The sequence below is a fragment of the Thalassotalea euphylliae genome (genome assembly GCF_003390395.1).
Lineage (GTDB): Bacteria > Pseudomonadota > Gammaproteobacteria > Enterobacterales > Alteromonadaceae > Thalassotalea_F > Thalassotalea_F euphylliae_C.
Window position 1 is genome coordinate 2,838,120 of the sequence record NZ_QUOV01000001.1, and the last position, 12,672, is coordinate 2,850,791.

The window sequence follows — 12,672 nt, forward strand, 5'->3', positions numbered from 1 at the left end:
GATAGCTTTATGATGATAACTTTGCCTCTGTTTGCAATAAACCTGTGGTTAGCCAAGTAGTATGCTCAACAAGAAATTAGCGCCGCTCAAAACAATAATTAAGCCAACGTGTGCGCTCTTGCCTGTGGCGGCTATGCTGTTAAGCGCCCCCAGTTTTGCGGCCAGAAAAATCGACAAACGCTGGTTTGAAGTTGAGGTGATCTTGTTTAGTCAGCTTGGCGATAAAGCGCAGCTCAATGAGAACTTTTCTGGTCAAGCGTCACTGCCACGTTATCGCCAAGTTATCGACTTGCTAACGCCCTACCTGCAACCTGATACCTCAACTTTGGAGCTGTTGCTGCCAAGTTGTGAAGGTCGAGCATATGCGCCGGGCTGGCAAGCAAAAGTCAGCCTGCCTGCACTGCATCACGCAAAATCGTTAGATGAAATTGATCAGCTATCAACGGAAGAAGCGGCGTTTGATTCATTAATTGAGTCAAACTTAGGGACTGAGTTAGAGTCCGATTTAACCCCAGAATTAACGCCAGAGCTAGAGAATAGCTCAATAGCTTTAGCTAAGGCTGAGCAAGCCACCATAACCGAAACACTGCCCGAAACACTGGTAGATGATGAGCTTAGCAACCAGCTGCTGCCAGAAGATGAAGGTAATTTAGCAGCTGATACCTTTGCACAAGATAGCACTGTTAGTAATGACGCTAGCAATGCTAGTGAATTTCCAAACTCAATCGAGACTCTTTCAAATGACCTAGGGTTAGTTGAAGAAATTATTCCTCTTACTGAGCAAGAGTTAGCCTTAGTCGCTGACGCAGAACAAGTATTTACAGCGCCTGAGTTTGTATTTGATTACCAGCAAGTTACTACTTCAGAAGAGGCACTGTGCCAGCCGATTATCACCAATGCTGAAAGCACAATTCACGATTACTATGCGTTAAGCCAAATTGCGGATAACAATGCCGATAACGAAAACTCAGTTGTTATTCCAATGGACAATTTTACGGGCCGAGTTGATGGCAATGAATTTGTTTACAGCAACGCCCCGTATTTAATTGATGCCGACTCACTAAAATTAAAAGATATCGCGCTACAGCTTAGACGCAGCAAGAATTTTAAACCTTTGCTACACCTTGGTTGGCGACAGCCTCTCACCAATCGTAAAAAGCCTGCTCTAGAACCAGCCATTCGTTTATTTGCGGGTGATCACTACCAAGAGCAATATCGCCAAGCAAAAGCGGATTATCAATCACAATTGTCGTTAAAAGCATTGGCGGAGCAATTGTCATTGGCAGATGAAAGCGCGGTTGATGACATCAACAACGCTGAACTTGCCATTAATAATCAACAAGCGGCGCTACTGGCAAGCATTTATCAGCAACTAGATGAAGAAGCATTTACGCTGGAATCTGTGCTAGCAGATATCGATAATCCAGACACTAGCACGCTAGGTTTAGATGAAAATTCAGGTGAAAGCGCCTTCTCAGAAAAACAACTAGCAGAACAGGTATTAGTTGAGCCTACATCACCAAATCAAGACTGGCTGCTTGATGGCCTGTTTAGACTACACCTTAATCACTATTTGTTTATCACCGCAGACTTTAACGTCGCTGTACCTTACACAGCAGATGAACTCGCTGAAAGGGGTTCTAGCGAACAAGTGACTGACGCAGATAAATTTACCTATAAACTGATCCCGTTTAGCCAGAATAAACGTGTGATCAGTAAAGAAGTACACTATTTCGATCACCCGTATATGGGTATGGTGGTGCAAATTCGCCGTTATAAACCACCTGTACCAGAAACCAAGACAGAGAATGAGTAAAACAATGGATAAAGAAATTGAGATCCAAGCAGCGGTATTTCGCCGTTTATTAGCGCATTTAGATAGCCGCAAAGACGTGCAAAATATTGAATTAATGAACTTAGCTGGCTTTTGCCGTAACTGCTTTTCTAAGTGGACAGTGGCTGAAGCAGAGAAGTTAGGCGTAGAAGTAGATATTGATACTGCACGTGAAAGTGTTTACGGCATGCCCTACAGCGAATGGAAAGAGAAGCACCAAACACCAGCCACGCCAGAGCAGTTGGCTAAGTTTAACGAGTTAAACCCAAAGAAATAACTTAACGAGTTAAATTTAAAACAGAGCTTAACGAGTAAAGTTCAAAAATTAACTCTATAAATTAAGACTCTAAATTAAGAGAATAAAAACAGGAGCTTGCTCCTGTTTTTTAGTGCATCAAACAATGCAGCATAAAGTGAACTGCGTAAGACACTATAAATTTAGCAATTGACCTAACTGCCGAAGTCTTGGTCTTCGCAGCCTATTAGTCCTAGCCAAAATAAAAACTCGAACAACATACCAGCGCCTACTACTAACAGAATACCCTTGTCGAAGCCAAGCCAATAACAAATAACAGCCATAACTCCGCAGAGCAATATCACCAACGCCCTCATCTAACCACTCCCTTTCGAATGTTTCAGTTCAAGTATTCCTTTTCCATTGCGATACTGTCATAGCGAAGTTGCATAACTAGCCTTAGTTATTCGTCTGCCCTAAGTTTGTTCCGGATCAAGCGGTTGAAAGAAACGCTCTAATCGTGGCAAATAATAGTTGTCATAGTTCAGTGAAAAAGCTACATGCTCACTTTTACCGACAATTTCACGACGAGGCACAAAGCCAATAAAACGTGAGTCAGCGCTGTTATCTCGGTTATCGCCTAATACTAAGTAATGCCCTTTAGGCACTGTCACTTGATTAAAACTATCAAATGCTCGTTTGGTGTTAGAGGTGCGAACAAAGTGCTGTTTGCTGCTTGCATGGCTAGGCTGCTCTATATAGTCATTAACTGTATTTGAAGTATCGACTATTTTATAGTTTGACGGCTGTTCATTAATAAATACGCGATTATCGATCATCGACACGGTATCACCGGGTAAGCCAATCACCCGCTTAACCAGGCGATTATCTGCCGCTTTAGAGTCGAAAATAACAATATCACCGTAAGCTGGCTCACCGGTTTTCACTAGTGAAATATGGGTAAATGGCACCCGTAAGTCATAGGCCATTTTATTGATAAAGATGCGATCACCTTCAACGATAGTCGGCTTCATTGAGCCCGTAGGTACATCGTTCCAGTCTGCTACCGCACTGCGAAACACACACATCAATGCGATAAAAACGAAAAATAAACGATTTTCTTTGAGCCATACCTTAAAAGAAGAGCCAAGTTTCCTAGTCATTACGAGTCCTTTTTAATAACGAATCAGTTTACTCTTTTCTAATCAAATGCACCGTCAAGCGCCTGAATAAATGTCGCATTAGATACGGCGACTTAGAGTACTGTAAATGAAAAAAATCGTATTTTTAATCAATCAGCTAGCAGCACTATCAATTGAAATAAATACTCAAGTTAGGACTCAATCACTCCCATTAAGTTCCGCATCATTATATTTTGTAACATTTGGCTGGCACGTTGCGTGAATCTTCGCAAATTACCGGCATGTTAAAGAAACAAGGCTATTTCCTGCTCGGTTAAGTAACGCCACTCACCTAGCATCAAATCATCATCTAAAGTAATGCCACCAATGCGCTCACGATGCAACGCCTCAACATGATTGCCAACGGCAGCAAACATCCGCTTAACTTGGTGATATTTACCTTCAACTATAGTCAGCAGCACTTCTCGCTCATCAATCATTTCAAGTTTAGCTGGCAGGGTGAGCTGATTTTCACCATGTAGTTGCAATCCTTCGGCAAATTTTTCTGCTACCTCATCGGTGACTGGCTCAGCTAACCAAACGCGATACGTTTTTTCGCACTGTTTCTTTGGCGAGATAATATTGTGTGACCATTTACCGTCATCTGTAATTAACACTAAGCCCGTGGTATCGGCATCTAAACGGCCGGCAATATGCAGTTCAAAGGCACGATCAATTTCGAGAAAATGCAGCAAAGAAGGGTGCATTTCATCAACGTTCGAGCAAATCGTATCTTGCGGCTTATTCATCATAATATAGCGCTGACCAATCAGGCTAAGTTGCTCACCTTCAATGGTCACCTCAGCACCATCCGCAACTTTAAAGGCACCATTTTTTATCACTTCACCATCAACCCGTACTTCGCCACTTTTTAGCAGCTTCTTCGCTTCATTACGGGTTAACTCAGTGCTTTTACAGATATATTTATCTAATCTCACAAACTCTACATGGCCTCTGTCATAAATATTTACAGTTATTCACCAGCTAAATAATAAAAATACAGGTAATAGATAAACACTCGTACTTCTAAGCTAACAATTAAACTATTGTACCATATTATATTTCTTCAATTGTCGTATAAAAATATTTACATAAATGTTAACCAGTCTATACGTCAAACTTATTTACATCTTTGTTGCCCCCTCTTTTTTCTTTTTGTACTTAAGGCGACCAAACCGTTTAAAAACATAATAAATACACACTGTTTACATAGTTTTTACAATTGGATTAATAATTGCTTTTGGTTCTTTGCTGAAATGTGATGAGTGATGACAGGCGTTTGCTTCACTAAAAGCAAATTGTACTCAAGTTTCAGTTACCACAATAATGATAAAAGGAAACATAATGAAATATCGCAATACTGTTTGTGCTAGCTTCGTTATGGCTGCTGGCTTAATAGCAAGTACCACTTATGCCACACCTAACCCTGCTACTGATGAAGAAGTAAAAACTAAGCTCAAAGGGCTTTATATTATCCAACTAAAAGACCCTTCAGCGATTGATAATGCAATGGCAACTGCCGACATCCCGAGCCGCGGAGTACCAGCTAGTCAAGCAAGATACAATGCCCAAAGTGAAACCAATCGCAGCTATGTAGCTCAACTGCACGCAAAACAACGAGCATTTATTTCGTCATCTAGTTTACCTGAACCTGTGTATCAGTACGGTCACACTTTCAATGGTGTTACTGTAAAATTAACTGATAAACAGTTAGAGACGCTTAAAAGTCATCCAGATGTACTCCATATTTGGCCTGACGAAATGTTAACGTTAGACACAGCTAATACACCTCAGTTTTTAAATTTGACCACACCTGGTGGGCTTCATGACACTGGCACCTTAGGCGAAGATGTTGTGGTTGGTATTGTTGACTCAGGTATCAACCCTAACCACCCAAGTTTTGATGGCACTGGCTACTCAGCATTTGGCGCCGATCAAGGTTGGAATGGTTCTTGTGATATCAATACGGACGACACATTTGCCTGTAACAACAAGCTCATTGGGGCGAAATACTTCAATGCTGGTATTAGCGCAGCATTAGTAAACGCAGGCCTTAACTTTGCTGATTATGAGGTTTTTTCACCACGAGATATTGACGGCCACGGCTCACATGTTGCGGGAACAGCAGCAGGTAACGCGCTTAGCAACTCCGTAGTAAACGGTCAAGATGCTGGTGCTGCTCGTGGTATGGCACCGCGTGCTCGTGTCGCGGCTTATAAAGCGTGTTGGGACTTTGTGATTGGTGGTGGCACCCGCGGTAGTTGTTTTAGTAGTGATACTTCAGCAGCTATCGAAGCAGCGGTTGCTGACGGTGTTGACGTGATAAACTACTCTATCAGTGGTAGCACAGAATTTTTAATGACCTCTCCAGCAGTTGCTTTTTTATCAGCAACTAATGGTGGTGTCTTTGTCGCTACGTCGGCGGGCAACGATGGCCCAGGTGCTGGCACAGTAGGTATGCCTGTGCCTTGGGTTACCAATGTTGGCGCCTCATCTTACGACGGTACAGTGCCTGCACAGGGTGTTCAAATTAACTCTGGCTCGCTTTCAGGCACAACGTTAATCGCAGCTGAAGCGAGTTTTACTCCAGCAATGTCAGGTTTACCTGACCTTACTCAAGATATCGCCGCCTCATTACCCGTTGAAGGCTGTAGTGCGTTCACAAACCCAGCTGATATAGCCGGGAAAATTGCATTAGTTAGTCGTGGCTCGTGTGGCTTTACCACGAAAATCGCCAATGCTGAGGCGGCTGGTGCAACTGGTGTCATCGTGTACAACAATCAGCCTGGTGGTGCCCCATTTGCGATGGGCGGTACGATTAGCCCTGCTCCAACAATTCCTGCGTTTATGGTAGGAAATACAGATGGCTTAGCACTAGCTGCAGATTTAACAGGTGGTCAAAATGTTAACGTAACCTTCTCTGCAAGTATTCAAACGCAAAGTAGTGTCACAGGAAACATTATGGCTAACTTTAGCTCGCGTGGGCCAAGTCTTGCTGATGCTGATTTATTAGTGCCAGACATCACTGCTCCAGGGTTACAAATACTAGCAGCAAATGTAACTGGTGATACCTTCCAATATCTTCAAGGTACATCAATGTCTAGCCCTCATATTGCAGGTATCGCAGCCCTTATCAAAGAGCAACATCCTAGTTGGAGCCCTGCAGCAATGCGTTCAGCAATTATGACAACAGCAAGACAAAATGTACTAAAAGAAGACGGCAGCACACCAGGCGATTCACTTGATTTTGGCTCAGGGCATGTAGTTCCTAATGCAGCAGTTTCTCCGGGCTTTATTTATGACGCTAATCAGTTTGACTATGCAGGCTTTGTTTGTGGTAAAGATGACGAAGTTGTTTTCATTGAAAACTTTATGAACAACGCGACAGGCATTGCTGGCATCTGTGGAATTTTACCTGATTTTGGTTATTTGCCAGGTAGTAACTTTAACCACCCGTCAATTGCAGTTTCAGAATTAGGCTTGCCAGAAGCGGCAATCCGATATGCAACAGATGTTACAGGCAGTGAATCAACATACACAGCAAGCGTTGTCGCTCCGACAGGCGTTGACGTAACTGTTCAAGTATTTGTTGATGGCGCGTGGGTAACCACCAATTCAATGACTATCCCTGCAGATGATACTGTCGCATACAGACTGCTATTAGCACAGAATCAACAGGCAGTTTGGGATCAATACGCTTTTGGTAGCATTACTTGGTCAAACGGCACCAATAGCGTCTACAGCCCAATCGTTGTCGAGCCAGTTGAACCACCAGCAATTGATATTGCTGCAGAAATGGTTGATAGTTTTAGTAGCGCTAACCATCGCATTATTATGCCAGTACAATTCTACTATGACGGCGAAATATATGCACAAAGCCACGGTATGCAAGAGCCTCAGCAATTGCCTGGTCAGGCAACGCAAGATCCGGATCAAAGCTTTGATGAAAGCGATACAGGATTAGGCATTCACGACTTCCAGCTTCCTGCATCAACTAAAGCTATTCGCTTTACGCTACAAAATGCCCAGCTGTCTGATGTTAATGCAGATCTCGACTTATTCCTATTTGAGTGTACAGGTGAGGATAGTTGCGAAGAGATTGACTCATCAACTACCGCTACTTCTAACGAAGTTATCACCCTTGTACAACCGAAAAGCATTGATGACGGCGTCAGTTATCGTGTTTATGTACATGCTTGGAACGCAGGTAGCTCAGGTGTGACCGATTACCCACTGAATGTGTATCAAGTTGATACTGACAACGGCAATATGCGCACCTTAATTCGCCGTGCAGCTAGAAATGGTAGAACAGCAAGTATGTACATGCTGTTTAGAAACCTAGCAGCTGGCAAAAACTACTTAGGTGGTGTTTCTCTTGTTGACCAAGATGGCACAGACATAGGCTTTACATTAATCGACTTGTCTAGCCAATAAGTCAGTAATTTCGGTTCAGCAGCGCAGCATATGCTGCGCTCTACCGACAGAATAAGCTCTATTTATAATTAATGAGGAAATAAAATGAATAAAAAAATCTCTCTAATAATTGCTGCCGTTATGTTGATGCTTATCAGCGCAACTAGCCAAGCCAAAATTATGCAAGATATTATTGTTGATAACGTAGTTGCAGAACCTGGCAATTTGTTTGGTATCGCAGATGGTTTTTCTGGTGTTGTCGGCTCAATCACCTATAACCCATCAAACTTAGATCCGAATGGATTTGGTGATATTTCAACGGCAATCGACAGTGACTTTTTCTTCGAAGTCACCTTTGGTGCTTTCACTTTTAGTTCACTAGATGACGTTGACCCTTTTGGCCCGCTAGCATTTCTTGCTGATCCAACTGAGTTACTTGGCGGTATTGATATTTTAGAAGCCTTCCTAGAATCAGGCGGCCTTAGTCTAGAGTTTGGTCCGGGTTTTGTCGCAGGTGAAGATGTTAATGGCATTGCATTTACTGGCGATATTAGTTTTGGCCAAGCGATTCCTGAGCCAGCAATGGCTGCCTTATTCTTATCTGCCTTAGCAATGTTGAGAATACGTCGCCGTGCGCAATAACTAAACGGTGTTGCCACACACAATCAAAGGAGCATTTATGCTCCTTTTTTTATGAAGCCATATCTAGAATAGCTTACACAATGTTAAATATATTTGACACCAAGTTAACCAACAACTAAATTATCTATGTCTAATATTTTTTACATAGGGAATTCGTAATGCCATTTAAGATGAAAGTTTCGCTGCTCACAATTGTCACAAATTTACTGATCCTCGGCTTTTACTTGTTGGGCACTAATAAGCTAGCGAGTAAGCAGCCAGTAGAAGAAGCAGAAATCATTAACCTAGTTATACAAAATTTGATTACCTGTGGTGTTATTTTCGCCGTGTTAATGATTATTGTTGCCGCCATCAACCATAAAGAAGCATTGCAAGGTGATGATGAACGCGACAAGCTTATTGGCTTATATGGCGATCAAACTGGTTATTTTGGATTAACGCTAGTTATGGCATTGTTACTAATTTGGTGGTGGGGTGGCTCACTGTCGACTAAACCACTCGCGATTGCCTCAGTAGCCGACTCGGTTAATTTTATACACTTTCTCTTTATTGGATTTCTGATCAGCGATTGTGCCAAAAGTATTCGACAAATTTGGCTGTATCAGAAAGGCTGTTAACTGATAATGAAAAAAACAATTTCCAACGATATCCGTAGGCTTCGCTTTAATAACAGTGAAATGACACAACAAGCCTTAGCTGACGCTGTCGGGGTATCAAGACAAACGATAGTCGCGATTGAGAAAAACAAATATTCACCATCTCTGGAAGTCGCCTTTAAAATAGCCGATGTTTTTAATGTTGGTATTAATGATGTTTTTCAATACCAATCTGCGACGGCTATTGATTGATATTTTGGCTAATAGCGGCACCGTTCATCAGCAAGATTAAACTTTCAACGTTAAACAATAATGACAATAACTCAGCTATTAATCCAAATTGAGCAATGCACACTATGCCAAGAGCAATTGCCCCTGCCTGCGAAACCTATCTTGCAGGCCAGTCAGCACAGCCGTATTTTGGTGGCAGGGCAAGCACCTGGGCAAGTCACCCATGACAAAGGCCGTCCTTTTGATGATAAAAGTGGTGAACGTCTGCGGGACTGGTTGGGCGTCAATCGTGAGCAGTTTTATAACCCTGACAAATTCGCCATAGTGCCGATGGGATTTTGTTATCCGGGTAAAGGAAAATCTGGGGATTTGCCGCCAATCCCTCGGTGCGCACAAACTTGGCGTGAACCTTTGCTGGCTGAGATGAAAAATATCGAGTTAACGATCCTTTTAGGTAAATACGCGCTCGATTGGCACCTAGCGAGATTAACGCCAAGTATTGGCGATAGTATCGCCTCAGCGAAAAACTTAACTGAAATCGTCAAATGTCACGAACTGCTATTTGACCATCAGGTCATTGCCCTACCTCATCCAAGCCCACGTAATAATCTTTGGTTAAAGAAAAACCCGTGGTTTGAGCAGGAAGTAATACCTCTGCTAAAACAACGGGTTCTATCAGCCATAACTAATTAATAACTAACTAGCATGTGGCAGCTAGCGCTAAATAAACAGTCCAACTAAGGTCACTGTGCCTGCCGCCAACATCACTACTGACTGCTTTTTCAACTGCGGTAATTGCAAACTAATCACCACACCACTAATTAGGCTAAAGGTTAAACTAACACCAAATAAAATACCCAATAGCCAGAAAATATAACCTGCATAGCCTTTGTGAATCATTAACATTTGGCGCCAAACATCATATTCTTTAACTATCAATTGGCTTGTTTGATTTTCTTTATCGAGCTTGAGTGATACTTGTTGCTTTTGTCCATACCAGTTATGACCACCGCCGCGCTTTGAATAGTCTTCAGGTAGTGATAAATGCTCGTATTTCGCAAGTAAAGGAACCACAATTTGAGCGGCACTTTCCTCGTTTTTAGGCCACTCCTTAACGGCGATGGGGTAGCTGTACTCTTGTTTCACCTCGCCGGTAATATCGAACATATAAAGCACACCGGAGACAATGTAAACTAAGGTCAAAGGCAAGAAGAAACAAGAAAAATAGGCATGGAGTTTCATCCATAGCAAACGGATTTTTGCTTTCATAGGTAATTATTACTCTTATTAAGTTAATAAAATGCTCAAGACTGCCAAGCAAAACAGCCTATCTGCGGTAATCGTTGTGTAATTTGGGTGATAAATCGTTACTGAATTAGTGACGGCAGCTCAGTTAGATAGTTTTATCGGGTCATGGACACCAGTTATGGACATAACGTCATGGACTAAGACTAATTGTCATCACCAAGCCATGTGGTAGATTATTACTGGCTTCTAAGCTACCGCCGACCGCTTTTATTTGGCGTCTAGCCAATGCGAGGCCTAGACCATAGCCGCCACTGTCACGATCCCTCGATTTGTCGAGGCGAACGAAGGGCTTAAAGATATCTTCGAGTTGCGCCGCTGGTACACCGGGCCCTTGGTCTTTAATCTCGATAAGTACTTGGCCCTCATGCTGGCGACAACTAATGCGAATGCCCGCATCAATTGGCGTGTACTTCATGGCATTACGCACAATGTTTTCAATCGACTGCCCCAACGCGCGGTGATTGCTGTTACAAACCATACATTCACTTGTTAAGTCGAGTGCTAGCGGGTGATTTGGAAATTCAAACTTGGCATCCTCGGCAATGCTTTCAATTAAGGCCACGAGATCGACGTCTTCTTGATTAAGCTCTGGTTTTTCATTGTCGAGCCAAGCGAGCGTTAAGGTATCTTCGACCAGGTCTGCCATGCAGTTAATTTCTCGTTCGATACGCTCATACATTTGTGCTGGCTGGTATTGGCTGTCTAATGTTAAACGCAAACGAGTGATCGGCGTGCGCAGCTCATGTGAAATGTCCGCGATCAGTTGGCGCTGGCTACTTAGTAGCTCCGCAATGCTGTCTGCCATATGATTAAAGCTGAGCGCAAGTTGGCCAATTTCATCATGTCGATTAGCGGCATTTACCGACGCCCTAGTATCAAAGTTACCCGCCCTAAATTTCGTAGTATCTGTATGCAAAGCCTCTAGCGGTTTAATGATATGGCGATAAATAAAGTAGCTTAGTACCGCCACTAATAGCAGTGGCAACAATATGGTAATACTCAAATGGATCAGCTGCCAATGCGCGCCTGGGCGCATGCGCTGTGGCAGTTGGATCAGTAAATGATAATCTTGTACACCTATTGGCACGTCAATAATAGGGTTTTGCTCGTGCTCTAAATGAATGGGCCAGTGCACACCACGGCCGAAATTAACTTCCTCGCCAATATAGTCAGCATGCTCTTGGCCTTGCAACCAGTTAGGTTCCATACGCACCACAACTAGCCGCGTTTGTTCGTGCTGTTCAACCCAATTAGCCCACTCGCTAAGTTGTGCAGGGTTATCTTCAAAAACTGCTTTCGCTTGCTGGCCATAAGCGATTAGCTGAGCTTGATCTGCTGGCGAAATATAGCTCATTTTGCGCTCTACTTGTTCACTTAAATATGACAAGCCCCAAACCAGCGAAACACTGCTCAGTGCAATGCTCAAGTAAATCTTCCAGAACAGCTTCAATTTCATGCGTCACCTGATTGATTTGACATATCCGCATTGCTGAGGGAAAAGTCCGGCAAGTGTGTGAACATATAGCCTTTGCCGTGCACGGTTTTAATCACTGTCGGATCTAAACCAGCACGCTTGAATTTCTTGCGAATATTGGAAATATGCATATCAAGCGTACGATCGTAACGACCAAATTCCTTATGCAGAATCACCTGATAAAGATAGGGTTTGCTCAGTGCAGTTGCCGCATGTTCAGCAAGCAATTTGGCTATATCAAGCTCAATGGCTGTTAGCTCTGGCACACGTTTATTCAGTGCCCGATAACTTGTAGAGTTGTCTTGCAGCGGTTGTTGGCTGTGCTGATAACGGCGCAGAATAGCTTCGATTCGCAGCGTTAGCTCTTCCATATTAAAAGGTTTGGCTAAATAGTCATCAGCCCCTAAACGTAGCCCTTCGATGCGGTCTTGCTCATTGCCAAGGGCGGTTAGCATCAGCACAGGAGTCGAACTTTGCTTGCGCACCTGCTTTAGTACAGACAGACCATCCATAGTCGGCAACATAATATCGAGTAAAATCAAATCGAAGTTTTGGCCAATGGCGAAATCCACCCCTTGCTTGCCATCTAAACACGAAACCACTCGATATTTACTGGCACGCAAGTTATTGGTGATCAGCTCATTGACAACTTTGTCATCTTCAATGATTAAAATACTGGCTGGCATGGTGTTCTCTATCGGTGGTTGTGCTTGGCTTTACTCAGCTATACACTGCTTTGCGCGAGTGATTGCTCATCA

At 43.1% G+C, this 12,672-nt stretch carries 12 protein-coding genes; 7 read left to right on the plus strand and 5 right to left on the minus strand.

Going from position 1 to position 12,672, the window contains the following annotated elements; genetic code table 11:
- Positions 1–61 precede the first annotated feature (61 nt).
- Both DXX92_RS12565 and DXX92_RS12570 read left to right on the plus strand, forming a co-directional pair.
- On the plus strand, positions 62–1,816 hold the full coding sequence (locus DXX92_RS12565) for a CsiV family protein (RefSeq protein ID WP_116000751.1): 1,755 nt from the start codon (positions 62–64) through the stop codon (positions 1,814–1,816).
- A 4-nt stretch (positions 1,817–1,820) separates the two neighbouring features.
- Complete coding sequence (locus DXX92_RS12570) at positions 1,821–2,111, plus strand: DUF1244 domain-containing protein (protein WP_116009965.1); 291 nt, start codon at positions 1,821–1,823, stop codon at positions 2,109–2,111.
- 434 nt (positions 2,112–2,545) lie between these two features.
- Here DXX92_RS12570 and lepB read toward each other — a convergent pair whose 3' ends face one another.
- Together lepB and rsuA are read right to left on the minus strand one after the other, a co-directional pair.
- The gene (gene lepB, locus DXX92_RS12575) at positions 2,546–3,232 is read right to left on the minus strand and encodes a signal peptidase I (protein WP_116000753.1); all 687 of its coding nucleotides are present in this window, start codon (positions 3,230–3,232) and stop codon (positions 2,546–2,548) included.
- 263 nt (positions 3,233–3,495) lie between these two features.
- Entirely contained in the window at positions 3,496–4,188 is a 693-nt protein-coding gene (rsuA, locus tag DXX92_RS12580) for a 16S rRNA pseudouridine(516) synthase RsuA (protein ID WP_116000754.1), read from the minus strand.
- 406 nt (positions 4,189–4,594) lie between these two features.
- Here rsuA and DXX92_RS12585 point away from each other — a divergent pair, with 406 nt between their 5' ends.
- From DXX92_RS12585 to DXX92_RS12605, 5 genes are all read left to right on the plus strand, one after another.
- Positions 4,595–7,684, plus strand: a complete 3,090-nt coding sequence (locus tag DXX92_RS12585) for a S8 family serine peptidase (RefSeq protein ID WP_181901753.1) — start codon at positions 4,595–4,597, stop codon at positions 7,682–7,684.
- A gap of 84 nt (positions 7,685–7,768) precedes the next feature.
- Positions 7,769–8,305, plus strand: a complete 537-nt coding sequence (locus tag DXX92_RS12590) for a PEP-CTERM sorting domain-containing protein (RefSeq protein WP_116000756.1) — start codon at positions 7,769–7,771, stop codon at positions 8,303–8,305.
- A gap of 158 nt (positions 8,306–8,463) precedes the next feature.
- Positions 8,464–8,922 carry a hypothetical protein gene (locus tag DXX92_RS12595; RefSeq protein WP_116000757.1) on the plus strand — a complete coding sequence of 153 codons (459 nt, stop codon included), beginning with the start codon at positions 8,464–8,466 and terminating at the stop codon, positions 8,920–8,922.
- Positions 8,923–8,928: 6 nt separating this feature from the next.
- Positions 8,929–9,153 (plus strand): helix-turn-helix transcriptional regulator, encoded by a 225-nt coding sequence (locus DXX92_RS12600; RefSeq protein WP_181901754.1) that lies wholly within the window; start codon positions 8,929–8,931, stop codon positions 9,151–9,153.
- A 60-nt stretch (positions 9,154–9,213) separates the two neighbouring features.
- Positions 9,214–9,825, plus strand: a complete 612-nt coding sequence (locus DXX92_RS12605) for a uracil-DNA glycosylase family protein (RefSeq protein WP_116000759.1) — start codon at positions 9,214–9,216, stop codon at positions 9,823–9,825.
- A gap of 27 nt (positions 9,826–9,852) precedes the next feature.
- Here DXX92_RS12605 and DXX92_RS12610 read toward each other — a convergent pair whose 3' ends face one another.
- The 3 genes from DXX92_RS12610 to DXX92_RS12620 all read right to left on the minus strand — a co-directional run bounded on the left by DXX92_RS12610 (position 9,853) and on the right by DXX92_RS12620 (position 12,600).
- Positions 9,853–10,401: a PepSY domain-containing protein gene (locus DXX92_RS12610; RefSeq protein ID WP_116000760.1), complete on the minus strand. Its 549-nt coding sequence runs from the start codon at positions 10,399–10,401 to the stop codon at positions 9,853–9,855.
- Positions 10,402–10,570: 169 nt separating this feature from the next.
- The gene (locus DXX92_RS12615; RefSeq protein ID WP_116000761.1) at positions 10,571–11,896 is read right to left on the minus strand and encodes an ATP-binding protein; all 1,326 of its coding nucleotides are present in this window, start codon (positions 11,894–11,896) and stop codon (positions 10,571–10,573) included.
- A complete protein-coding gene (locus DXX92_RS12620; RefSeq protein ID WP_116000762.1) occupies positions 11,893–12,600 on the minus strand; it encodes a response regulator transcription factor in 708 nt (235 codons plus the stop codon). Before DXX92_RS12620 ends, DXX92_RS12615 begins: the two co-directional genes overlap by 4 nt.
- Positions 12,601–12,672 lie beyond the last annotated feature (72 nt).